Source organism: Bradyrhizobium sp. IC3123 (assembly GCF_020193625.1).
Classification (GTDB): Bacteria; Pseudomonadota; Alphaproteobacteria; order Rhizobiales; family Xanthobacteraceae; genus Bradyrhizobium; species Bradyrhizobium yuanmingense.
Genome location: NZ_JADYVF010000003.1, coordinates 140,517 through 163,550, shown reverse-complemented (window position 1 = coordinate 163,550; position 23,034 = coordinate 140,517). Strand labels below are relative to the sequence as shown.

The following is a 23,034-nucleotide window of genomic DNA, read 5'->3' as shown; positions in this document are numbered from 1 at the left end:
CATGACAGCTTAAAGACAGGCCCTTCGAGAGAGGATTTGGTGCAGCGCACGCTTTGCCGTGAGTGCTCCAAATCCCTGTCTATAAAGCAGGCTTATGGCGCGCAGTGAGGCACGCCGGCTGAGGGACATCGCGAGGTCGATCGTTGGACAAGCGCGCGGAGAGCGTCGAGATCAGGTCCGCCAGCAAGGCCTATGGCGCCGTTCGCGCCCTCGACGACGTTTCGCTCAATGTCAGCGCCGGTGAATTCGTCTCACTGCTTGGCCCGTCCGGCTCCGGCAAGACCACGCTGCTCGGCATTTTGGGCGGCTTCATCCTGCCGACCTCAGGCACGATTCTATTCGGAGGCCGTGACGTCACCTACATGCCGCCGCACAAGCGCGACATCGGCGTGGTGTTCCAGAATTACGCGCTGTTTCCGCACATGAGCGTCGGGGAGAACGTCGCCTTTCCCTTGCGCGCGCGACGCCTGCCGAAATCCTTCTGGCCGGACAAGGTGCGCGCGGCGCTCAGCATGGTCGGGCTTGCCGGCTATGAAGAGCGCGGCATCGCGCAGCTCTCCGGCGGTCAGCGCCAGCGCGTGGCGTTGGCGCGCGCCATGATCTTCGAGCCGCGCCTGATCCTGATGGACGAGCCGCTTTCCGCGCTCGACAAGCAGCTGCGCGAATCCATGCAGATCGAGCTGCGCGCGTTGCACAAGCGGATCGGCGCGACCATCATCTACGTCACCCATGACCAGCGCGAGGCGCTGACCATGAGCGACCGCGTCGCCGTCATGAAGGACGGCCGGCTGGTCCAGATCGACGAGCCGGCGCGGCTGCATGACCATCCCGCCGATTCCTTCGTCGCCAGCTTCATCGGCGAAGCCACGATGCTGCCGGTCCGCCGCGTCGATGCTTCCAGCGTTGCGCTCGGCAATGCCTTGCTGCGCAGCGCACGCGCCATTCCCGATGGCGATGCCCTGATGCTGGCCGTGCACAGCGAGAAGCTGCTGATTGATGACGGCGCGCAGGATGCCGCCTGTAACCGGCTGACCGGGACCGTCACCGACATCGTCTATCAGGGCGAGAGCCTGCGCATTTTCCTCGCGCTCGCCGACGGCATCGCGCTCAGCCTGCGCCAGCCGAGCTATCACCAGGCCTATCACCGCATTCCGCCGCTCGGCGGCAGCCTCACCGTTACGCTCCACCCCGAGGACACCATTGTCGTGCCCAGGGTGGACTGAATCCAGCCTTGTTCAACCGAGAGAAGAAGCGATATGTCGACCCAAGCCTCGTTCAGCAATTTCAAGGTTCTCACCTTCGACGTCGTCGGCACCCTGATCGATTTCGAGACCGGCGTGCTCGAAGCCGTGCGCAAGATCGGAGGCAAGAAGGCGGCCGAGCTCAGCGACGAGCAGATCTTCGAATCCTACAAGCGAGGCCGCGACAAGCATTACGAGCGTTCGAGCGAGGTGATGTTCTACGTCTACCGCTATCTCGCCAACGAGCTCGGGCTGCCGGCGGACGATGCCTCCTGTGACGTCTTCCAGCTTGCCGTGCTGCGCTGGGGGCCGTTCTCGGACTCGGTCGAGGCGCTGAAGCGCCTGCGCACAAAATTCCGCCTGGTCGCGATGACCAATGCCGACCGCGTGGCGCTGTCGTGCTACGCGCATGCGCTCGGCAATCCCTTCGATGACACCGTCTGCGCCGACGACACCGGCGTTGCAAAACCGAACCCGGAATTCTTCGCCTACAACAAGGGCCGCCAGTCGGCCTTCGGCTACAAGCAGTCCGACATCCTGCACGTCGCGCAGAGCCAATATCACGACATCGGGATCGCGCGGAAGCTCGGCTACAAGGTGTGCTGGATCGAGCGCCGCCAGGGCATCGCCGGCTTCGGCGGCACGCCCGCGGTCGAGACGCTGACCAAGCCGGACTTCCATTATCCGACGTTGAAGGCGCTTGCCGACGCCGCGATCGGACCGGCGGCGTAACGGAGAGCTGTGGCATGACACGGGACTGGCGCGCGCTGCCATCGGTCAATTCACTGTGGGAAGCCACGGCGGAGCCGGCGCGCGCGTTTCCCGTGCTGTCGGGCGAGCAACAGGCGGATGTGGTGATCATCGGCGCCGGCTACACTGGCCTCTCCGCCGCGCACCACATCGCCAGGAGCGGGCTCAGTCCCGTCGTGCTCGAGGCCAACCGTCCCGGCTGGGGCGCGAGCGGGCGCAATGGCGGGGTGATCACGGCAAAATTCCGTCTGTCGTTCCGCGAGATCGATGCCGCACACGGCCGCGCCATGGCGCGGCGCATGTACGAGATCGCGCATGAATCGACCGACATGGTCGAGGAACTCGTCTCCGAATTCGGCATCACCAGCGCGAACCTTGTGCGCACCGGCCAGGTCAAGGCCGCGCACAATGAGACGACGCTCAAGGCCGCGATCGACGAGGCCAACTGGATGACGCGCGAAATGGGCTCCGCCGCGGTCCGCATCCTCGACAAGGGACAGGTGCGCGAGGAGACCGGCTCCGAGATCTTTGTCGGCGGTGTGCTCAATCCCGGCTCGGGCGGGATCCATCCGCTGAACTATCTGCGCGGCCTCGCAAACGGCGTTGCAAGCCGCGGCGTTCCGATTTTCCAGGAGTCGCCGGTCGTCAAGCTCCGGCGCGAGAAGGACGGCATCGTTGCCGAGACACCGCAAGGCGCGGTGCGCGCAAAACAGGCGATCATCGCGACCAACAGCTATTCGGATCTGACCGGCGCGACGGCGCATCTGCAGCGCACGCTGATTCCCTTCCGCAGCGCCATGATCGCAACCGAGCGGCTTCCCGGCAATCTCGCGGGAAAACTGATGCCGACGGGGCGCACTTACACCGAGACCAAGCGCATGATGCGCTGGTTCCGCATGGTCGACAACCGCGTCATCTTCGGCGGCCGCGGCGCCTTCGGCAAGCAGGATTCGCAGGCCGCATTCGACGCCTTGCGCAAGGCGATGGTCGGCATCTTCCCCGATCTCGCCGATGTCCCGCTCGCATACAAATGGTCGGGCCTCGTCGCGATGACGCTGGACTCGGTCCCACATATCGGCCGGCTCGATGACCGCACGCTCTTCTCGGTCGGCTACAACGGCGCAGGCGTTGCGATGTCGAGCCTGATGGGCAGCTATCTCGCCGCCTTCGTGCGCGGCGAGGCGCCCGACGTCGGCCTGCTCGACGCGCGGCGCATGAAGGCGATTCCGTTCTATCCGCTGCGGGAGCCCGCCGTGCGCATAGTCGCCGGCTGGTACCAGTTTCTCGATGCGATCGGTCAGTGAGATCTATTTGGAGGAGGTGAGGATGACGATGAAGCAGAAATTTGGATTGGGCTGCGCGCTGCTGGGCGCAATCGGACTGACCAGCGCGGCTGATGCCGCCGAGCAGATCACCTTCGTCTCGCAGGGCGGCGCCTATCAGCAGGCGCAGACGGTGGCGATCCTCGATCCCTCCGCCAAGAAGCTCGGCATCACCATCAACCAGGACTCCATTCCCGATGCCTGGCCCGCGATCAAGACGCAGGTCGGCAGCGGCAAGCCGATCTGGGACGTCGTCGACACCCCGACCGGTAACTGCCTGCGCGGCGGCGAACAGGGGCTGATGGAGAAGCTCGACTTCTCGAAGATTCCAAACGGCGCGGCGATGCCGGAGGCCTATCGCAGCCCCTATTCAGTGTCCTACGAGTTCTATTCGAGCGTACTTGCCTACAGCCAGAAGAAATTCCCGAAGGACGCGCCGAACAGCTGGGCCGATTTCTGGGACGTGAAGAAATTCCCCGGCCGCCGCGCGCTGCGCAACCATCCGTTTGCAACGTTGGAGGCGGCGCTGATGGCCGACGGCGTCGCACCGGACAAGCTTTATCCGCTCGACGTCGACCGCGCCTTCAAGAAGCTGGAGGAGATCAAACCGCACATCACGGTGTGGTGGACCTCGGGCGCGCAGTCGGCGCAGTTGCTCAATGACGGCGAGGTCGACATGGAGATGGCCTGGAATGGCCGCGTCAGTGCCGTCGCCAAGGAAGGCGCGAAGGTCGCCTTCACCTACAACCAGGGCATCCTGCAGAGTACCTCGCTCTGCATCCTCAAGGGCGCGCCGAATCTCGCCACCGCGATAAAATTCCTCAACGAGGCCGTCGATCCCGTGCACCAGGCCAATCTGCCACTGCACATCGACTATGGTCCGGGCAATCCCAAGGCGTTCGAGACGGGCGTGATCAAGCCCGAGCGCGCCGCGCAATTGCCGAGCGAGCCGGCCAATGCGGCGAAGCAAGCGCTGATGTCCTACGCCTGGTGGTCCTCGCCGGCGGGCGAAGCCGCCGAGAAGCGCTGGGCGTCCTTCATGCAGAAGTGAGCGAGGCAGCGTTGACGACTTCAGTGCCAGATCCCTCCCAAAAACATCAGCGCCGTGAGCACGGCCTGATGCTGGCACTGGTGTCGCCGGCGCTGCTGGTGATCCTGGCTCTGATCCTGCTGCCGGTCGGCTGGCTGGCCTGGCAGTCGATCTACCACGACGGCTTCACGCTGGAGAACTATCGCCGCGTCTTCACCGAAGACGTCTACTGGCGCAGCTTTGCGCTGACCTTCGAGATCAGCCTCGCGGTCACGGCAATCGCGCTGCTGCTCGGCTATCCCGTGGCCTACCTCGCCAATTCGGTGCCGAAAGGGTGGAGCATCGTCATCCTGTCGCTGGTCGTGCTGCCGTTCTGGACCAGCGTGCTGGTCCGCGCCTATGCCTGGCTGGCGCTGCTGCAGCGCACTGGCGTGATCAACCAGTTCATGCGCTATCTCGATGTGATCTCCGAGCCGCTCGCGCTGGTCCACAACACCTTTGGCACGGTGGTTGCGACCGTGCACATCCTGCTGCCCTTCATGGTGTTGCCGCTCTACGCCACCATGCAGAAGATTCCCAACGATCTCATGCAGGCCGGCGCCAGCCTGGGCGCGAGCCCGTCGCTCACCTTCATGCGCGTGTTCCTGCCGCTGTCGCTGCCGGGCGTGCTCGCCGGCTGCACCATGGTGTTCGTGCTCTGCCTCGGCTTCTACATCACGCCGGAGCTACTCGGCGGCGGCCGCACCGTGATGGTGTCGATGCTGGTGAGCCGCAATGTCGAGCTCTACAACCAGTTCGGCGCGGCCAGCGCGGTCGCCGTCGTGCTGCTCATCAGTGTGCTCGTGATCTTCTTCGTCGTCAGCCGCTTCATCTCGCTCGACCGCGTGTTGGGGCAGAAATGATGCGCGCCTCGCCCGCACGGATCGCCCTCTACGTGGTCAGCGCGCTGGTGCTGGTCTATCTGATCCTCCCCGTTCTGATTATCGCGCCGATCTCGTTCTCCAGCGCGCGCTTTCTCACCTTTCCGCCACCGTCCTTTTCGCTGCGCTGGTACCAGCAGTATTTCTCAAATCCCGCCTGGATGCAGGCGACGCGGGTGACGCTGACGGTCGCCCTCCTCACCGTCGTGATCGCGACCCCGTTCGGGGTGGCCGCTGCCTATGCCATCAGCCAGTCGAAGCTGCGCATCATGAGGCTGATCCACTTGGCGCTTCTGTTGCCGCTGGTGGTGCCGATCATCATCACCGCCGTCGGCATCTTCTTCGTCTATGCCAAAGTCGGTCTGGTCGCGACCATGCCCGGCCTCGTGCTGGCGAACGTGATGCTGGGCCTGCCCTATGTCGTCATCTCGGTGCTCGCGGGCCTGCAGAGTTTCGATCCGGCGCAGGAGATGGTGGCGCGCAGCCTCGGCATGAACCGCCTGCGCAGCTTCTTCGCGGTGACGCTGCCGCAGATCAAGTCCAGCGTGGTTGCGGGCGGAATCTTCGCCTTCATCTCGGCGATGGACGAGACCATCGTCGCGCTGTTCATTTCCGGCGGCCAGTATCAGCCGTTGACCAAGCGCATGTTCACCGCGCTGCGCGACGAGATCGATCCGACCATCGCCGCGATCTCGACCTTGATGACGGCGGCCTCATTCATGCTGGTGCTGCTGGCGAGCGCGCGACAGAAGCGGAGCGGGTGAGGATAACGGGGCTGAAATTGACGAGATCAATTCACCCGATCGCGAAATCGGCGGCCGTCTCGGCGTGAATGGCCGTGGTGTCGAAGGTCTCGACCGAAATGTCGTCGGGGCCGACCAGCATGGTGATCTCGGTGCAGCCGAGGATGATGCACTCGGCGCCGCCGGCGACGAGCGCCGCCATCACCTCCTGGTAGCGGCGGCGCGAGGGCGCGGCGACGTTGCCGAGGCACAGCTCGTCGTAGATGATGCGGTTCACCTCGGCGCGCTCGTCCGCGGGAGGGACCATGACGTCGAGACCGTGCGCGCGCAATCGGTCGATGTAGAAGTCTTCCTCCATCGTGAACTTGGTGCCGAGCAAGCCGACCCGCCGATATCCTTTGGCGCGAATCCGCTCGGCCGTCGCATCGCCGATGTGGATGAACGGAACGTTGACGCTGGAGATGATCTCCGGCGCCAATTTATGCATCGTGTTGGTGCACAGCACGATCGCCCGCGCGCCGGCACTTTCGAGCAGCCGCGCGACCTCCGCCAGGCTCGCCGCCGCCTCCTGCCAGCGGCCGGCATATTGCATCTGCTTGATCTCCTCGAAATCGTAGGAATACATCAGAAGCGGGGCCGAATGCAGCTTGCCAATGCGGTCGCGGACCCGCTCGTTGATGAGCTTGTAGTAAAGCGCGGTGCTCTCCCAGCTCATGCCGCCGATCAGGCCAATGGTTTGCATTCCGGTGCTCCCGAACAGTGATTCAGAGGGATCGTAGACGAAGATGCCGAACCTCGCCATCATGGCCGCGGCAGGGCCTGTAGTGCAAACGGCAGGGACGGGCATGACGCCTGCGCAGGCTGCGAGAAGCCTTTCGACCTTGCACACGCTCTCGGCCTGTCTTAGGCCAGTTCCCGAACACGTGCGTATCGCCGAAGTCTTGAGGGAGCCGACATGACCATTCGCAACACCCGCACCGGGGGCCAGATCCTGATCGATCAGCTCGTCGCCCAGGGCGTCGAGCGCGTCACCTGCGTGCCGGGCGAGAGCTATCTGGCGGCGCTCGATGCGTTGCATGACAGCCCGATCGACGTCGTGATCTGCCGCGCCGAAGGCGGTGCGGCGATGATGGCGGAGGCCTATGGCAAGCTCACGGGGCGGCCCGGCGTCTGCTTCGTCACACGCGGCCCCGGTGCCACCAATGCCAGCCACGGCGTTCACATCGCGATGCAGGATTCGACGCCGATGATCCTGTTCGTCGGCCAGGTCGACACCGGCATGCGCGAGCGCGAGGCGTTCCAGGAGCTCGACTACAAGGCGGTGTTCGGCTCGATGGCGAAATGGGCGGTCGAGATCGATCGCCCCGACCGCATTCCGGAGCTGGTCGCGCGTGCCTTCCGCGTCGCCATGCAGGGCCGCCCCGGTCCCGTGGTGATCGCGCTGCCGGAGAACATGCTGACCGAGACGGCGGCGGTGGCGGACGCCATGCGCATCGAGCCCGCCGTGAGCTGGCCGGCGCCGGCCGATATCGAAAAGCTCGGCGCCATGCTGGCCGGCGCAAGGGCGCCGCTCGTCATTCTCGGCGGCTCGCGCTGGACCGACGAGGCGGCCAAGAGCATCGCGCGGTTCGCCGAGCGGTTCGACCTGCCGGTCGCGACCTCGTTCCGCCGGGCCGCGCTGATCGACGCCGACCATTCGCATTATGCCGGCGACCTCGGCATCGGGCCGAGCCCCGGCCTGAAGGCGCGCATCGACAATGCCGACGTCGTCCTGCTGATCGGCGGCCGCATGTCGGAGATGCCATCGTCGTCCTATACACTGCTCGACATTCCCAATCCGAAGCAGAAGCTGATCCATGTGCATCCGGGCTCCGAAGAGCTCGGCCGCATCTATCAGCCTGAACTGGCGATCCAGGCGACGCCGGCCGCCTTCGCCGCCGCCGTCGAGACGTTGAAGCCGTCAGGTGCGGTGGCATGGAAGGGCGAGGCCGCGAAGGCGCATGCCGATTATCTGGCCTGGACCGAGAAGGCGCGCGAGCTGCCGGGCAGGTTCCAGTACGGCGAGGTGATGACCTGGCTGCGCGACCGCCTGCCGAACGACGCGATCGTCTGCAACGGCGCCGGCAATTACGCCGGCTGGATCCATCGCCATCACCGCTTCCACAGCTTCGCCGCCCAGCTCGCGCCGACCTCGGGCTCGATGGGCTATGGCGTGCCGGCGGGCGTGCTGGCCAAGCGGCAATACCCGGATCGCGTCGTGGTCGCGTTTGCGGGCGACGGCTGCTTCCTGATGAACGGCCAGGAGTTCGCCACCGCCGTGCAGTACGACGCGCCACTGATCGTCATCATCATCGACAATGCGCAATACGGCACCATCCGCATGCACCAGGAGCGCGACTATCCCGGCCGCGTCGTCGGCACCCAGCTCAAGAACCCGGATTTCGCGATGTATGCCAAGGCGTTCGGCGGTCATGGCGAGCGTGTCGAGCGCACCGAGGAGTTCGCACCGGCGTTCGAGCGCGCGCTCGCCTCGGGCAAGCCGTCGATCCTCCATTGCATCATCGATCCCAGGGCGATCTCGGTCGGCAAGGATTTTACGCCCGCAGTGAAGGCTTAGGGCGATGCCGGACGGCCGCCACGTCGCCATCATCGGAGCCGGCGCGGTCGGCGTGATCAGCGCCATCGAGGCGCTGCGCGAGGGCCATCGCGTGACGCTGATCGATCCGGGCGAGCCCGGCGGCGAACAGGCGGCGAGCTACGGCAATGCCGGCTGGCTGTCATCGCATTCGGTGATCCCGCCGGCAGAGCCGGGCGTCTGGAAGAAGGTGCCGGGCTATTTGATGGACCCGCTCGGCCCGCTCGCGATCCGCTGGTCTTACTTGCCGAAGGCGCTGCCCTGGCTCATCAAGTATCTGCTCTCCGGCTGGACCGCGGCGCGGGTCGAGACGACGGCGTTCGCGCTGCGCGATTTGTTGAAGGACGCGCCGCTGCTGCACAAGAAGCTCGCGGAAGAAGCCGGCGTCCCCGAGCTGATCGAGCGCAACGGCGTGATGCACGTATTCACCTCGCGCGGCAATTTCGACAACGATCTCGGCTGGCGCCTGCGCAAGAAGGTCGGCGTCGAATGGCTGGAGCTCAACGCCGACGAAATGCGCCAGCGTGAGCCGGATCTGGATCCGCGCTACACCTTTGGCGTCGTGGTGGAGGAGGCCGGGCGCTGCCGCGATCCCGGCGCTTATGTTGCAGCCCTTGCCAATCATGCGATCGCCAGCGGCGCGAAGCACGTAAGCGCCAAGGCGACCGGGCTGAAGCTCAGCGGCGGCAAGCTCGTCGCTGTCGTCACCGAGACCGGCGAGATCGCCTGTGATGCCGCGGTGGTCGCGGCCGGTGCCCGCTCGAAGCAGCTCACGGCGTCGGTCGGCGATCCCCTCCCGCTCGAGACCGAGCGCGGCTATCATGTCGTGATCGAGAATCCGGAAGTCGGCCCGCGCAGCTCGATCATGGCCTCCGACGCCAAGCTGGTGGTGAACTGGACCAACAAGGGCCTGCGCGCCGCCGGCACGGTCGAGATCGCCGGCCTCGAGGCCGCGCCGAACTGGAAGCGCGCCGAGATCCTGCGCAACCACCTCGTCAGCATGTTCCCGAAACTGCCGAAGGACATTCCGGCCTCGCGCGTCAAGACCTGGTTCGGCCATCGGCCGAGCATGCCGGACGGACGTCCCTGCATCGGCTATGCGCGCGCCTCGCGCGACATCGTCTATGCTTTCGGCCACGGCCATGTCGGCCTGGTCGGCTCGGCCCGCACCGGCCGTCTGGTCGCCCAGCTCGTGAGCGGCAAGGCGCCGGAGATTCCACTCGCGCCGTTCGCGCCCGATCGTTTCCTCTGAGAGCGCACCATGACCACCTCAGCCAGCTCGTCCTCCCGCATCGCCCGTGGCGGCAAGGCCATCTACGGCGCGCCGCTCGGCATCCTGATGCTGGAGGCGCGCTTTCCCCGCATTCCCGGCGACATGGGCAACGGCACGACCTGGCCATTCCCGGTGCTCTATCGCGTGGTGAGCGGCGCCTCGCCGGAAAAGGTGGTGCTGAAGGGCGCGGCCGGCCTGTTGCCCGACTTCATCGATGCGGCCAAGGATCTGGTGCGGCTAGGGGCGGAGGCCATCACCACCAATTGCGGCTTCCTCTCGCTGTTCCAGAAGGAGATCGCGGCGGCCGTCGGCGTTCCCGTCGCGACCTCCTCGCTGATGCAGGTGCCGTGGGTGCAGGCGACCTTGCCGCCGGGCAAGCGCGTCGGCCTGGTCACGGTGTCGGGCTCGACCTTGACGCCGGCCCATCTCGAGGGTGCCGGCGTTCCGCTCGACACGCCGCTGGTCGGGACCGAGAATGGCAAGGAGTTCTTCCGTGTCCTGATCAAGGCCGAGAAGGACGACATGGACATCGCACAAGCCGAGCGCGACGTGGTCGAGGCCGGCAAGGAGCTCGTTGCCAAGCATCCGGATGTCGGCGCCATCGTCCTCGAATGCACCAACATGCCGCCTTATGCCGCCGCGCTTCAGGCTGAGGTCGGATTGCCCGTCTACGACATCTATTCCATGATCACCTGGTTTCATGCCGGGCTGCGCCCGCGCGTCTTTGCGTGAATGCGTCCGTGAGATCGTCACACATCCAGGAGTGAACCCATGAAACTATCCGGCAAGGTCGCCGCCATCACCGGCGCGGCGCGCGGCATCGGTAAGGCCTGCGCGAAGAGGTTTTTGGACGACGGCGTCAAGGTCGTCATCTCCGACGTCGATGCCGAGGGCCTCGCCGCCACGGCCGCCGAGCTCGGGCGGCCGGATGCCCTGCGCACTGTCGTCGGCAACGTCGCCAAGCGCGTGGACGTGGATCAGCTGGTCGCGACCGCGGTGAAGGAGTTCGGCCGGCTCGACATCATGGTCAACAATGCCGGCGTCGCCCGCAATCGCGACATCCTCGACATCACCGAAGAGGAATTCGACGAGATCATCGGCATCAATCTGAAGGGCGCGTTCTTCGGCGTGCAGGCGGCGGCAAGGCAAATGATCGCGCAAGGCGGCGGCGGGGTCGTCATCAACATGTCATCAGTGAACGCGCTGCTCGCGATCCCGGCGCTCGCGACCTACGCGATGTCCAAGGGCGGCATGAAGCAGCTGACCTCGGTCGCCGCCGTCGCACTCGCTCCGCACAACATCCGCGTCGTCGCGGTCGGGCCGGGCACGATCCTGACGGACATGGTGGCCTCAGCGATCTACACGTCCGAGGACGCGCGCAAGACCGTGCTGTCGCGCACGCCGGCGGGCCGCGGCGGCGAGCCGAGCGAAGTGGCCGCCGTCGTGGCGTTCCTTGCCAGCGACGATGCGTCCTATATCACGGGGCAGACAATCTACCCGGATGGTGGCCGGCTGGTCCTGAACTACACGGTGCCGGTGAAGGAGAAGTAGGGCCGTTGTCGCCCCACTCTCGCTGTCATCGCCCGGCTTGACCGGGCGATCCAGTATTCCGAGGCGGTCGTGATTGAATCGATGGGCCGCGGCGTACTGGATTCCCCGCCTTCGCGGGGAATGACAGTCGTCGTGAGGCGGGCAGTCTGCCCTCACTCCGCCGCAACCGTCAGCCCGTGACCGAGCCGCTTGGAGATGGCCCCCGCGCAGTCGCGCAGCGCGTGCGCGATCGGGCTGTCCCAGCGGGCATCAAAAGTGCCTTCCGGGCCCATCGCGGTGATGACCAGCGCGACGTGGCCGGAATGATCGAACACCGGGGCGGAGAACGCGTTGACGCCGGGCAGGGGATCGCCGAGCGCGCGGGCGAGGCCGTGCTTGCGCACCTCGGTCAGCATCTCGGCGACCTTCGCCCCCTTCACGGCGCGCTTCGGGTTGTAGCCGACGCCATGGCGGTCGAGGCCGCTGTCGAGTGCCGCGCTGATCGTCTGCTCCGGCAGGAACGCCGCGAAGGCGCGGCCGGTCGCGGTCTCCAGCAGCGCCATCACCGAGCCGACGCGCATCACGATGTGCACCGGCTGGGCCGGCTCTTCGAGCTGCACCACGGTCGGGCCGTGCGTGCCCCAGACCGCGAGCGAGACGGCGTGGCCGATCTGGCTCGCAAGGCCCGCGATCTTGGGCCGCGCGATGCGCACGCCCGAGAGGCGGCGCAGGCTGATCAGGCCGAGCTCCAGCGCCAGCGCGCCGATCTCGTAGCGGCCGGTGGTCTCGTCCTGCTCGATCAGGCCGATGCGGGAGAAGCTGGCGAGATAAGGATGCGCCTTGGCCGGCGTCATGCCGGCCTCGCGGGCGAGATCGCGCAGCATCATCGGCTCGCTGCTCCGCGCGAGCGCGCGAAGCAATTCGCCGCCGACCTCGATCGACTGAATGCCGCGGCTCTCTCTCTTCATGCGCCTCCGATGGGCCTCAGTCACTGTTTGAGCATGATCTCTTCGGAAAACCGCTGCACACTTTTCCGGATCATGCTCTACGCCGCGTCGCGCTTGGCAGCGCTGTCGGCAAGATGTCGGCCGGCAATGTAGCCGAAGGTCAGCGCCGGCCCAAGCGTGATGCCGGCGCCGGGATAATTGCCGCCCATGATGCTCGCCATGTCGTTGCCGGCGGCATAGAGGCCGGGAATCACCCGGCCCTCGGCATCGAGCGCCCGCGCGTTCGCGTCGGTGACGATGCCGGCATAGGTGCCGAGATCGCCGATCACCATCTTGATGGCATAGAACGGACCATTCTCGATCGGCGCGACGCAGGGGTTGGGGCCGTGCAGCGCATCGCCCTGGTAGCGGTTATAGGCCTTCGAGCCCTTGCCGAAGGCGGCGTCCTGTCCCAGCGGCGCCGTCGCATTGAACTGCTTGACGGTCTCGGCGAACGCCTTGGCATCGATCCCGGCTTTCGCCGCCAGCGCTTCAAGCGTGTCGCCGCGCATGAGATAGCCGGTCTTCAAATGATGACCCAGCGGCATCGGAAACGGCGGCACGCAGCCGAGGCCGTATTTCCGCAAGGTCCTGTGGTCGCAGACCAGGAAGGCGGCGATCTCCTCGCCGGGCTTGGCCGCCTTGATCATGGCCTGGACGAAGTCGTGATAGGAATTGCCCTCATTGGCAAAACGCCTGCCGTCGCGCATCACCGCGATCACGCCGGGCTTGGCGCGGTCGATAAAGTGCGGCATCACTCCCTTGGAGCCGTCCTTGCGCGTGGTCAGCGACACCGGCACCCAGGCCGCCGCGTTCGGCAGGCGGTTCTCGATGCGGCCGCCGGCGCCTTCCGCAAGGCGCAGGCCGTCGCCGGTGTTGCCTGCAGGCCCAGGCGAATAATGCTCAACGCCGGTCGGCGCGTGCGGGAACATCTTCTTGCGCCGCTCGACGTCATGGGGAAAGCCGCCGCAGGCGAGCACGACGCCCTGTCGTGCACGAACGCGCACCTCACGTCCCTGGCGCGAGACGATGGCGCCGGTCACGGTGCCGTTCTCGACCGCCAGCTCGCGCACCGGCGAGGACAGCCACATCGGAATCTTGAGGTCGAGCGCGGACTTTGCCAGGCGGCCTGCGAGCGCATTGCCGTTGGTGAGCGTCATGCCGCGGCCATAGCGCACCACGTCCATGAGATGCCGCGTCAGGCGCTTGGCGACATAGACCGCCGAGGTCAGCGACTTCGTCACGCGCATGAAGTGGATGATCTCCTTGCCGCTTCCCAACATCATGCCGAACACGGTGAGCTCGGGCAGCGGCCTGCCGAGCGATTTGATGAGATCGCCGAGCTCGCGGCCGTCGAACGGGCGCGTCACCATGGAGCGGCCGCCCTGGGCGCCGCCGGGCGCTTCCGCGTGATAATCGGGAAACACCAGCGGCATGTCGAAGCGCAGCGCGGTCTTGGTGGTGAAGAAATCGACAGCTTCAGGGCCGGCGCTCAGAAAGGCATCGACGCGTGCTGCGTCGTAATTGTTGCCGGCCTCGTGCCGCAAATACGTGCGGGCCTGCTCGGGCGTCTCCTCGATGCCATACGCCTTCGCCAGCGAGGTGCCGGGAATCCAGAGCCAACCGCCGGAGCGGGCCGTGGTGCCGCCGAAGCGCTGCTCCTTCTCGACGATCAGCACGTCGAGTCCGCGATGACGCGCGGTGATCGCGGCCGACATGCCGGAGCAACCCGATCCGGCCACGAGCACGTCGCACTCGTACGTCTCCATGGTGCCATGCTCGTTGCCAGCCATATCGGGCCTCACTTCTTCAGGAGCGGACATTTGGACTCGGAGACCGGACGGAAGGCGTCATCGCCCTTCACGGTCTTGACGATGTCCAGATAATCCCACGGCTCCTTGGACTGCGCGGGGGTCTTCACCTTGGCGAGATACATGTCGCGGATGACGCGGCCGTCCTCGCGCAACTTGCCGCCATGGACGAAGATATCCTCGATCGGCAGCTCGCGCATCTTCGCCATCGCCTTGGCGGAATCGTCGGTGCCGGCCGCCTTGATCGCCTTGAGATAGTGCAGCACCGAGCCGTAGACGCCGGTCTGGATCATAGTCGGCATCACCTTGGTGCGCTCGTAGAACTTTTTCGACCAGGCGCGGGTGGCCTCGTCCATGGCCCAGTAGGACGCCGTGGTCATATAGGTGCCCTGCGCGGCCTTCAGGCCGATGGCGTGCACGTCGGTGTCGAACATCAAGAGGCCGACCAGCTTCTGACCGCCCTGGACCAGGCCGAACTCGCCGGACTGCTTGATGGCGTTATCGGTGTCCTGGCCGGCATTGGCGAAGGCGACCACATCGGATTTCGAGCTCTGCGCCTGCAGCGCGAAGGAGGAGAAGTCGGCGGTGTTGGTCGGATGCTTGACGCCGCCGAGCACCTTGCCGCCCATCTCGTTGATGAAGCGCGTGGCGTCCTTCTCGAGTTGATGGCCGAAGGCATAATCCGCGGTGATGAAGTACCAGGACTTGCCGCCTTCCTTGATCACGGCGGAAGCCGTCACCTTCGAGAGCGCATAGGTGTCGTAGGTGAAGTGCACGGTGTTCGGGCTGCACAGCTCATCGGTCAGCGAGCTCGCGCCGGGACCGGAGAGCAGCGCGACCTTGCCCCGCTCGCGCACCATGTTGTGCACGGCGATGGCGATGCCGGAATTGGGGATGTCGACGACGGCGTCGACCTTGCCGTTGTCGAACCAGCCGCGGACGATCTGAACGCCGACGTCCGTCTTCATCTGGTGGTCGGCGCTGATGATCTCGATCGGCTTGCCGAGCACGGTCGGCCCGAATTCCTCCACGGCCATCTTTGCGGCCTCGACCGAGCCCGGCCCAGAGTTGTCGCGGCCCCAGCTCGACAGGTCCGTCAGCACGCCGATCCGCACCGCGTCGTCGGACACTTGCGCGCTGGCACCTGTGGTCATGGCAGCCGAAGTCATGGCCGCGAGCACGGCGCAGGCCAGAAGCCCTCTCATTATCGTTTCCTCTCTTTTTGGCCGCTTGGTGCGGCAGGGTCGTTGTGGAGGCAAATTAGATAATGGCGAATTAGTTTGTCAATGGCGAATAACGGCTGTCGGGCCGGTTCCACGATGGCCGGGTGATGCCCCTTAAGGAGCGCTCCTGCCTCACACCCGTCATTGCGAGCGAAGCGAAGCAATCCAGAGTCTTTCCGCGGAGGCGGTCTGGATTGCTTCGTCGCAAGGGCTCCTCGCAATGACGGGTGGTGCGCGACCTGCGCACAAATCCCGCGCCGTAATCCTGTGGGAGGCAACACCTCCACAGATTGCAGCCGTCACAAGGTTTGGCCATGATGCCGTCCGGAATCCTTTGGGGCAGGGCATGACGACAGCAACGGGGGTCTCCGCTTCCGCGGAAAGATCGACGACGGCGCATGTGGTGTGGGCGAGTGCGCTCGGCACCGCGATCGAGTGGTACGATTTCCTAATCTACGGCACGGCGGCGGCGCTCGTCTTCAACAAGCTGTTCTTCCCGAGCTTCGATCCCTTCGTCGGCACGCTCGCGGCATTCTCGACCTATGCGGTCGGCTTCGTTGCGCGGCCGATCGGCGGCGCCATCATTGGGCATTACGGCGACCGGCTCGGCCGCAAGACCATGCTGGTTGCGACCATGATCGCGATGGGGCTCGGCACCTTTCTGATCGGGTGCCTGCCGACCTACGATCAGATCGGCGTCTGGGCGCCGATACTCCTCGTGATCCTCCGTTTCGTTCAGGGCATCGGGCTCGGGGGCGAGTGGAGCGGCGCGGTCGTGATGGTGATCGAGCACGCCGGCAATCGCCGCGGCTTCTACGGCAGCCTGGTGCAGGTCGGCTTCCCCGTCGGCGTCGCCGCCTCCACCGGCATCTTCGCCCTGATGACGAAGCTGCCCGAGGCGGACTTCCTCAGCTGGGGCTGGCGCGTGCCGTTCCTGATCAGCATTCTGCTGGTCGGCGTCGGCTTCATCGTGCGGCTCAAGCTCGCCGAGACGCCTCACTTCAAGGAGATCGTCGAGCGCAAGGAGGTGCTGGCGCAGCCGGCCCTCGAAGTGCTGCGCCGCGACTGGCGCAGCTTTCTGCTCGCGATCGGCATCACGGTGTCGGAGGTCGGGCTCGCTTATCTCCTCACCGTGTTCACGGTGGTTTACGCGACGACCAAGCTCGGCCTGCCCCGGCAGGTGATCCTGGATGCGGTGGTCTATGCCGCGATCGTCGAGTTCGCGACGCTGCCGCTTGCCGGCTGGCTGTCCGACATCTTCGGACGCAAGGCGCTGTATCTGGCCGGCGGCGTGTTCTCGGTGGCGTTGGCGTTTCCGCTGTTCTGGTTCCTCGATACCAGGGAGCCGGCGCTGATCACGCTTGCGCTCGTCGTCACGATGACGCTCACCCATGCGCTGCTGTTCGGGCCGAAGGCCGCGTTCATGCCGGAGCTGTTTCGCACCCAGGTGCGCTACAGCGGTGCCTCGCTCGGCGCCAACGTCGCGGCGGCGCTCAGCGGCGGCTTCTCGCCGCTGATCGCGGCTGCGCTGCTGGCTTGGGCCGGCTCCTACTGGGCGGTGTCGGTCTACATCGTCGCGCTGTCGGTCATCACGATCGTCGCGACGCTGCTGGCGCCGGAGACGGCGCGGGGCCCGCTAAGATCCTGAGCGTCGGGACAAGCAAGCCGGACTTGCAGCGTTCGGAAACACCAGGAAGGTGATGGTCGTCGGCGCAAGCCTGACTGCTCCCGGCGGTGCTGCGCGTGCCTCGAGCCGGGGCAGCTGGCCCTCAGGGGTCAGCGTGAGCCTCTTGCCGTTCAACTGCACAATCGTACCCTGCAACTGCGCTGCGTGCAGCGTGTACCGCTTGGCGGAATCCGGCAGCGATAGCGTGCGCGATGTGCCGCGCGAGGTGTTGATTGCGAGCAGCGACACCGCGCCTGTCGTGGCTGGGTGGCAATGCGCGTAAAGATGGAGATCGCGCGCAGCAGGTTTGCCTGCGTCGAGCACGATCGTTCCCATCAGCCGGCGCCAGAGCAGCGCGGCCCAATAGCTCGGCCGCGGCCGGAACGTTGTTTCGTCGAGCAGGCCGTAATCGCTGGCAGCCAGCGTGTTGTGCATCACCACTTGGACGCCGGCCTTCGCCAGGCGTCCGAGCTGGTCGAGATAGCGGAACGTGTCCAGAAAAGTCCGGTCCCATAAGCCGCCGCCGCAGGCGGCATCAGCCGTCTCGGTCAGCCAGATCGGCTTGCCCGGCTCGAATGCGTTGCGCAGCGCCTGGTAGGTCCGGAGTGTCGTATCCGTGCGCGCCAGCCATTGCTCCGAGAGGGCCTGCGCCGGATCGTCGTGCCCGCCGCAGCGCGGTGAGATCGTGTTGTAATGGTGATAGGAAAATCGATCGACGCCGGGACCGGATGCGGCAAGCAGGTCCCGCGTGGTGAGCCCCGCTCCGGACGGCGATGGTGCATCGCCGACCGAGCCGGGACCGAGGATCAGCGTCTCCGGTGCGGCGCGCCGCATCCACTCGCGAAAGACCTTGAAGTCGCGGCCATACGCGGCCGCGTCATAGCCCGCCGGTGCACCGCCCGTCGCTGCGAGCGTCGGCTCGTTCATGAATTCGGCGGCGGCGATGCGCCCACCCAGAGCGCGCGTGGTGTCGACCAGCTGCTGCGCCTGATCCGGCTTCCATATGCCGTGGTCATCGCGGCTGCCGGGACTGATCGCAAAGGAGGTGACGATCTCCGCATCGACCGCATGCGCGAACTCCACGACGCCGCGCCACTGCGCTCGGCTGAGCACCGTGTTGAATCCCGGCGGTGGGGCTCCCGGCGCCTCGGCAAAGAACGTCGCATTGGCCCAGGTGCCGCTCACGCGCAGATAGGCCGGCGACAACGCCGCGGCGAGCAGGCGCAGTCGCGCATTGGCAAGATCGATCGGCGGCCGCGCGCTGTAACGATCCCGTTCGTCGAAGGCACGTGCGGTTCGCGGATAAGGCTTCCAGAACCGTCCGCCGGTCACCTCCACCATCTCGATGTTGTAGGATTGAAAGCGCGCATCGATCGTTCCGAGCGTCTTTAGCCCAGCAGGCGAGATGGCAATGTCATCGGCCTGCGCCGCAAAGGCGGTTGCGACGGCCAGCAGGGCAATCGCGCCGGCCGTGCGACCGGCCGGACGCGGTCGGGTCCCTGGTCTGCGGTGTGCAGCCGCCTGGTTCGTCATGCGCGTTGCCCCGGGGCCAGACGCGCGGAGGCAACCTGGCCTTACCCTCGACCCGCCCATTTTACCCCTTTTTTACCTTGCCGTTGCCGCCGAGTGCGTCCGGGCTCGGCGGACCATCGATGGGGTCGAAAAAAATCCGTTGGCCCCTCTTGAAACCGGTTTGCGGTTTTCTAAGTCGTTTTTCGCCGCGAGAGCGGTGTGTCGGATGCCAACCGGGTCCGGCACGGGCGCCGGGTTGGTCTTTCGGACCCGTCTGAAATCCCGCCTTGCGCTCCTTCGTATCCATCTTGCTCTTTGGAGGACTTGGTTATGAGGACCAGCTTTGACTTTGCGCCGCTGTGGCGCTCCACCATCGGCTTCGACCACCTGGCCGACCTCGTCGACAGCACGCTGCGCCAGGCGACCGAGGACAATTATCCCCCCTACAACATCGAGCGTTCCGGCGAAGACCACTACCGGATCAGCCTTGCGGTGGCAGGCTTCGGCGTCAGCGACATCACCGTGACGGCCGAACAGAACGCGCTCACCATCGAGGGCAGGAAGCCCGAGACCGCCGCGCGGGAATATTTGTACCAGGGCATTGCCGCGCGTCCGTTCCGGCGCGTGTTCAACCTCGCCGATTACGTCCAGGTGAAGCAGGCCTCGTTCCAGGACGGGCTCCTGATCATCGACCTCGTCCGCGAGGTTCCGGAAGCCATGAAGCCGCGCCGCATTCCGATCGCGGGCGGCGCTCCTGCGGCAACGCAGATCGAGCAGAAGAAAGCAGCCTGAGCGCTCGATCGAACAGGTAGCGGAACGCGGCGCGCGCGTGCGCGGGCCGCGCTTTCCGATGCATGAAGGAGGGTACCATGGCTTTTCGTGATCTCATTCCCTGGTCGAAGAACCAGGAGCTTGCGCCGGCGCGCGACAATTTCGATCCGTTCCTGACGCTTCACCGCGAGATGAACCGTCTGTTCGACGATGTCTTCCGCGGCTTCGGGGCGACCAGCCTGTCGCCGCTGATGGAGGGCCGTTTCGGCTGGCCGAAGGTCGAGCTCAGCGAGACCGACAAGACGCTGACCGTCTCGGCCGAGCTTCCCGGCCTGACGGAGAAGGACGTTCAGGTCGAGATCGCCAATGGCGTGCTGACCGTCCGCGGCGAGAAGAAGGCGGAGCGCAACGGCGAAGGCAAGTTCTTCACCGAGCGCTATTACGGCGCCTTCGAGCGGCAGATTCCGCTGGAGGGTGTCGAGGAGGACAAGGCCGAGGCATCGTTCAAGAACGGCGTCCTGACCGTGTCGCTGCCGAAATCGGAGAAGGCGCGCGAAGGCGTCAAGCGCATCGCGATCAATACGCATTAAAGTCAGGTGAGACGGCGGCGATGTGGCGCCGCCGTCTCATCGTCAACAAGCCGTCCCCCTGGAAAGGAGCATGTGGGAGACCCATCGATGACCAACGTGAATACCAGTTCCGGCACTCTCAATCCGCTGTTTCATCCTGCCGCCCATTACGACTCGCCTGCCGACGTCCTGAATGCGGAGGAGCTCTCGTCGCCCGAGAAGCGCGTCATCCTGTCGTCCTGGGCATCGGACATGTATGCGGTCGAATCCTGTCCCGCCTTGCGCGAGATTCCCGGCATGAGCCACACGGTCCGGCTCGCCGACATTCTGGCCGCCTTGCGCAAGCTCGACGGCGACAATGACAATGATGATCCGCCGCGGGGCGGCGGCGTGCCGATGCGGCTGCGGCGGCCATGGGCCGCCGCAGAAGGGCAGGCGGCATGATAGTCACGCCCACCGTCCTCGCTCTCGTGCTGCTCGGTCAGGCCGCGGCAGCCTGGACCGTCCCGCTTCTGGCCTTCCAGGGCTTGATCGTCGCGTCAGGCGACGAAGGCTGAAGCAGCAAGGTTCCGACTATCCTCACAACACAACGCGGCAGGGTGACGATGATGAATGCTGTGCGTCTGCTGTTCCTGGCCTTGCTGATGCTGACGCCGACGGCGTCGCAGCCTGCCGCCGGCCAGATCCCGGATGTGAAGACCGGCGGCCCGGTGCCGACCCTGGCTCCGCTGGTGCGCCAGGTGACGCCCGCCGTGGTCAACATCTCCGTGCACGGCCGCGTGCGCGAGGACAACCCGCTCTATCGCGATCCGCTGTTTCGCGAGTTCTTCGACGTTCCCCGGCAGATCGAGAAGGAGGTCAATGCGACCGGCTCCGGGGTGATCGTCGACGCCCAGCGCGGCTATGTGCTGACCAACAATCACGTGGTCGAGGGCACATCCGCCGTTCAGATCACGACCAAGGACGGCCGGCAGTTTTCCGCCAAGGTCATCGGCCGTGATCCGCCCACGGATGTCGCGGTGCTCCAGGTTCAGAACCCGGTCGGGCTCAAGGCGCTTGCCTTCGGCGACAGCGACGGGCTCGATGTCGGCGATTTCGTCCTCGCGATCGGCAATCCCTTCGGCCTCGGCCAGACCGTGACCTCAGGGCTCGTCAGCGCGCTGGGCCGCACCGGCCTCGGCAAGCAGGGCTATGAGGATTTCATTCAGACCGACGCGGCGATCAATCCCGGCAATTCCGGCGGCGCGCTGGTCAGCCTGCGCGGCGAGCTCGTCGGCATCAACTCGGCGATCATCTCGCCCGCGGGCGGCAATGTCGGCATCGGCTTTGCCATTCCGGTCAACATGGCGCGCAAGGTGATGGAGCAGATCATCGTGAGCGGCCGGGTCGAGCGCGGCCGCATCGGCATTTCGCTGAAGGACCTGCATCCGTCGGTCAACAAGGGATTGAATCAGGGCGCCGTCATCGCCGAGATCGCGGCGGATTCGCCCGCAGAGAAGGCCGGCCTGCGCAAGGGCGATGTCGTGACCGGCGCCGACGACCGCCCGATCCGCACGGCCGCCCAGCTCCGCAACACGATCGGCCTGGCGCGGATCGGCGAGGACGTGAAGCTCTCGCTGCTGCGCAACGGTGCGCCGCTCACCGCCACGGTGAGAGTGGCGCCCGCAGCCGGCACGAGCAGCGCGCTCGCAGGCCCCAACCGCCTCGTCCGCTGAAACGAATGCGCAGGACGAACCGCGCTAGCGGTTCGTCCTGCGATGGCAGGGCTATGGCATTTGAATTTTGCGGAGGTCGTCACGCCCGGGCTTGTCCCGCCTGCGCGGCCGAAGCCGCTTCGGCGCGGCGAAGGCCCGGGCATCCACGTTCTTTGTGCTGCGTGGAAAGGCGTGGATGGCCGGGACAAGCCCGGCCATGACGCTGTGGAGACAGTCGGTGCACATAGCCACATCTCATGTGCGATAGCCCGGGAGGCGTGATCTCCCAGCTCAGGCCGCGCGGTGATCCCATTCGCCTTGCAGGTCCCGGATCAGCCGCCGCTCGCGTTCGATGCGCTGGCGATAGAGCTCGCGCTCATGCTCGCTCTTGGCGCTGGCAAGAAGCAGCTCGTAATGGCCGATGACCTTCTCGCTGCCGCGGATCAGCAGATCGCGTTGGCTGTTCATTGGGCCATCCCCAACGCGTTCGCCGGCGCTTCGGCGGCGCGGAAGCCGACGGGAAAGGTGCTGGCGGTCAGGCCATCGAGCGCCGATCGCTCTTCGGCAAGTCGCCTCTCGATGAATTGGCGCTCGAGCTGCGACAGCCTGGTCTTCAGCAGGCGCCGGTAGCGGTGGATGTTGTTGCGGTGCGCACGAATGCGGGCCAAATTCTCATCGAGCATCGTCGTCTCTCCAGACGGTCGCGTTAGATCCTTTGGTTTTGCGAGGATGAGAAGATCTCTTCTCGGCGAAAAAATATTCAGCGGCTAAGCGGTGTCAAGATGTTGGCGCGCCTGTCCTCGTTGCCGGCTCCTGGAGATCGATGGTCGGCCGATCGAGCTGTCCGGACGCCCGGGTTCCGGGCGCGATTGCCTTTTGTTGGCCGGCAAGGGAACCTCGTGTGGCCATATTTGAGCAGGAGTGATCTGTCGCGAGGGAGGCGCTCCGATGAACAAGGCACTGATCACTGCTGTCGCAATGTTGGCCTGCGTGCCCGCGGGCGCGCTCGCGCAGGAGCGCGCGGGCGATGCGGCGCTCGGCGCGGTCTCGGGTGCGGTCGTGCTTGGGCCGGTGGGTGCGGTCGCCGGCGCCTTGATCGGCTACACGGCCGGACCTTCGATCGCCCGGTCCTGGGGCCTGAGAGGCTCGCAGTCGGCCAGGCACCGGCAGCCGCCGCCGCGTCGCGCCGCCGCGACCGGCAGCCCGTCGCGCACGCGCGAGGCGATGGCCGCCAACGGCCAGATGAGAGCTGCCGGCAATCCGGCCCCGCCGCCGGTCCAGGCTCCCCCGGTTCAAGCCGCGCCTGCCGCGCCGGCGCATTCCCCGGCACCGCCCGTTCAGGGGTTCGACTGAGGCCG

General features: G+C 65.9%; 23 protein-coding genes. 16 read left to right on the top strand and 7 right to left on the bottom strand.

Translation table 11 applies throughout. The features are described 5' to 3' along the window. Positions 1–143 precede the first annotated feature (143 nt). The 6 genes from I6F20_RS10800 (at position 144) to I6F20_RS10775 (ending at position 6,027) form a co-directional block, all read left to right on the top strand. Positions 144–1,223 carry an ABC transporter ATP-binding protein gene (locus I6F20_RS10800; protein WP_225126138.1) on the top strand — a complete coding sequence of 360 codons (1,080 nt, stop codon included), beginning with the start codon at positions 144–146 and terminating at the stop codon, positions 1,221–1,223. 33 nt (positions 1,224–1,256) lie between these two features. Further along, positions 1,257–1,973, top strand: a complete 717-nt coding sequence (locus I6F20_RS10795) for an HAD family hydrolase (protein WP_225126137.1) — start codon at positions 1,257–1,259, stop codon at positions 1,971–1,973. A gap of 14 nt (positions 1,974–1,987) precedes the next feature. Beyond that, on the top strand, positions 1,988–3,295 hold the full coding sequence (locus I6F20_RS10790) for an NAD(P)/FAD-dependent oxidoreductase (RefSeq protein ID WP_225126136.1): 1,308 nt from the start codon (positions 1,988–1,990) through the stop codon (positions 3,293–3,295). A 22-nt stretch (positions 3,296–3,317) separates the two neighbouring features. Further along, the gene (locus I6F20_RS10785; protein WP_225126135.1) at positions 3,318–4,364 is read left to right on the top strand and encodes an ABC transporter substrate-binding protein; all 1,047 of its coding nucleotides are present in this window, start codon (positions 3,318–3,320) and stop codon (positions 4,362–4,364) included. Positions 4,365–4,432: 68 nt separating this feature from the next. Next, the gene (locus I6F20_RS10780) at positions 4,433–5,245 is read left to right on the top strand and encodes an ABC transporter permease (protein ID WP_225126134.1); all 813 of its coding nucleotides are present in this window, start codon (positions 4,433–4,435) and stop codon (positions 5,243–5,245) included. Then, positions 5,242–6,027 carry an ABC transporter permease gene (locus tag I6F20_RS10775; protein WP_036027377.1) on the top strand — a complete coding sequence of 262 codons (786 nt, stop codon included), beginning with the start codon at positions 5,242–5,244 and terminating at the stop codon, positions 6,025–6,027. The genes I6F20_RS10780 and I6F20_RS10775 overlap by 4 nt, the downstream gene beginning before the upstream one ends. Before the next feature lie 31 nt (positions 6,028–6,058). Here the strand turns inward: I6F20_RS10775 and I6F20_RS10770 are convergent, their stop codons facing one another. Continuing rightward, positions 6,059–6,748, bottom strand: a complete 690-nt coding sequence (locus I6F20_RS10770) for an aspartate/glutamate racemase family protein (protein ID WP_225126133.1) — start codon at positions 6,746–6,748, stop codon at positions 6,059–6,061. Between the two features lie 213 nt (positions 6,749–6,961). On the opposite strand from I6F20_RS10770, the gene I6F20_RS10765 reads away from it, so the two are divergent. From I6F20_RS10765 to I6F20_RS10750, 4 genes are read left to right on the top strand one after another with little or no spacing between them, the layout of a single operon-like run. After that, entirely contained in the window at positions 6,962–8,623 is a 1,662-nt protein-coding gene (locus I6F20_RS10765) for a thiamine pyrophosphate-binding protein (RefSeq protein ID WP_225126132.1), read from the top strand. Between the two features lie 4 nt (positions 8,624–8,627). Then, on the top strand, positions 8,628–9,893 hold the full coding sequence (locus I6F20_RS10760; protein WP_225126130.1) for an NAD(P)/FAD-dependent oxidoreductase: 1,266 nt from the start codon (positions 8,628–8,630) through the stop codon (positions 9,891–9,893). Between the two features lie 9 nt (positions 9,894–9,902). Further along, entirely contained in the window at positions 9,903–10,646 is a 744-nt protein-coding gene (locus I6F20_RS10755) for an aspartate/glutamate racemase family protein (protein WP_036007157.1), read from the top strand. Between the two features lie 39 nt (positions 10,647–10,685). Continuing rightward, entirely contained in the window at positions 10,686–11,465 is a 780-nt protein-coding gene (locus I6F20_RS10750) for an SDR family NAD(P)-dependent oxidoreductase (protein WP_225126128.1), read from the top strand. 152 nt (positions 11,466–11,617) lie between these two features. Here I6F20_RS10750 and I6F20_RS10745 read toward each other — a convergent pair whose 3' ends face one another. The 3 genes from I6F20_RS10745 to I6F20_RS10735 all read right to left on the bottom strand — a co-directional run bounded on the left by I6F20_RS10745 (position 11,618) and on the right by I6F20_RS10735 (position 15,446). Beyond that, positions 11,618–12,412: an IclR family transcriptional regulator gene (locus I6F20_RS10745; protein WP_225126126.1), complete on the bottom strand. Its 795-nt coding sequence runs from the start codon at positions 12,410–12,412 to the stop codon at positions 11,618–11,620. 77 nt (positions 12,413–12,489) lie between these two features. Then, positions 12,490–14,223, bottom strand: coding sequence for an FAD-dependent oxidoreductase (locus I6F20_RS10740; protein ID WP_225126124.1), 1,734 nt, complete (start codon positions 14,221–14,223; stop codon positions 12,490–12,492). An 8-nt stretch (positions 14,224–14,231) separates the two neighbouring features. Next, entirely contained in the window at positions 14,232–15,446 is a 1,215-nt protein-coding gene (locus tag I6F20_RS10735) for an ABC transporter substrate-binding protein (RefSeq protein WP_225126122.1), read from the bottom strand. Positions 15,447–15,810: 364 nt separating this feature from the next. Between I6F20_RS10735 and I6F20_RS10730 the strand changes: the two genes are divergently transcribed. Beyond that, positions 15,811–17,112 carry an MFS transporter gene (locus tag I6F20_RS10730; RefSeq protein WP_036007173.1) on the top strand — a complete coding sequence of 434 codons (1,302 nt, stop codon included), beginning with the start codon at positions 15,811–15,813 and terminating at the stop codon, positions 17,110–17,112. Here the strand turns inward: I6F20_RS10730 and I6F20_RS10725 are convergent. Next, positions 17,101–18,663: a glycosyl hydrolase family 79 N-terminal domain-containing protein gene (locus I6F20_RS10725; protein WP_225126120.1), complete on the bottom strand. Its 1,563-nt coding sequence runs from the start codon at positions 18,661–18,663 to the stop codon at positions 17,101–17,103. The genes I6F20_RS10730 and I6F20_RS10725 overlap by 12 nt on opposite strands. 309 nt (positions 18,664–18,972) lie before the next feature. Between I6F20_RS10725 and I6F20_RS10720 the strand changes: the two genes are divergently transcribed. The 4 genes from I6F20_RS10720 (at position 18,973) to I6F20_RS10705 (ending at position 21,697) form a co-directional block, all read left to right on the top strand. Then, positions 18,973–19,434, top strand: a complete 462-nt coding sequence (locus I6F20_RS10720) for an Hsp20 family protein (protein WP_225112090.1) — start codon at positions 18,973–18,975, stop codon at positions 19,432–19,434. Positions 19,435–19,511: 77 nt separating this feature from the next. Further along, on the top strand, positions 19,512–20,003 hold the full coding sequence (locus I6F20_RS10715; protein ID WP_225126118.1) for an Hsp20/alpha crystallin family protein: 492 nt from the start codon (positions 19,512–19,514) through the stop codon (positions 20,001–20,003). 87 nt (positions 20,004–20,090) lie between these two features. Beyond that, positions 20,091–20,426 (top strand): hypothetical protein, encoded by a 336-nt coding sequence (locus I6F20_RS10710; RefSeq protein WP_074447551.1) that lies wholly within the window; start codon positions 20,091–20,093, stop codon positions 20,424–20,426. A gap of 164 nt (positions 20,427–20,590) precedes the next feature. After that, on the top strand, positions 20,591–21,697 hold the full coding sequence (locus I6F20_RS10705; RefSeq protein WP_518513055.1) for a trypsin-like peptidase domain-containing protein: 1,107 nt from the start codon (positions 20,591–20,593) through the stop codon (positions 21,695–21,697). 270 nt (positions 21,698–21,967) lie between these two features. On the opposite strand, the gene I6F20_RS10700 is transcribed toward I6F20_RS10705, so the two are convergent. Both I6F20_RS10700 and I6F20_RS10695 read right to left on the bottom strand, forming a co-directional pair. Next, the gene (locus I6F20_RS10700) at positions 21,968–22,144 is read right to left on the bottom strand and encodes a hypothetical protein (protein ID WP_172786903.1); all 177 of its coding nucleotides are present in this window, start codon (positions 22,142–22,144) and stop codon (positions 21,968–21,970) included. After that, positions 22,141–22,359, bottom strand: a complete 219-nt coding sequence (locus I6F20_RS10695) for a hypothetical protein (RefSeq protein ID WP_036007194.1) — start codon at positions 22,357–22,359, stop codon at positions 22,141–22,143. The genes I6F20_RS10700 and I6F20_RS10695 overlap by 4 nt, the downstream gene beginning before the upstream one ends. A gap of 265 nt (positions 22,360–22,624) precedes the next feature. Here I6F20_RS10695 and I6F20_RS10690 point away from each other — a divergent pair, with 265 nt between their 5' ends. Beyond that, positions 22,625–23,029, top strand: coding sequence for a hypothetical protein (locus I6F20_RS10690; protein WP_225112093.1), 405 nt, complete (start codon positions 22,625–22,627; stop codon positions 23,027–23,029). Positions 23,030–23,034 lie beyond the last annotated feature (5 nt).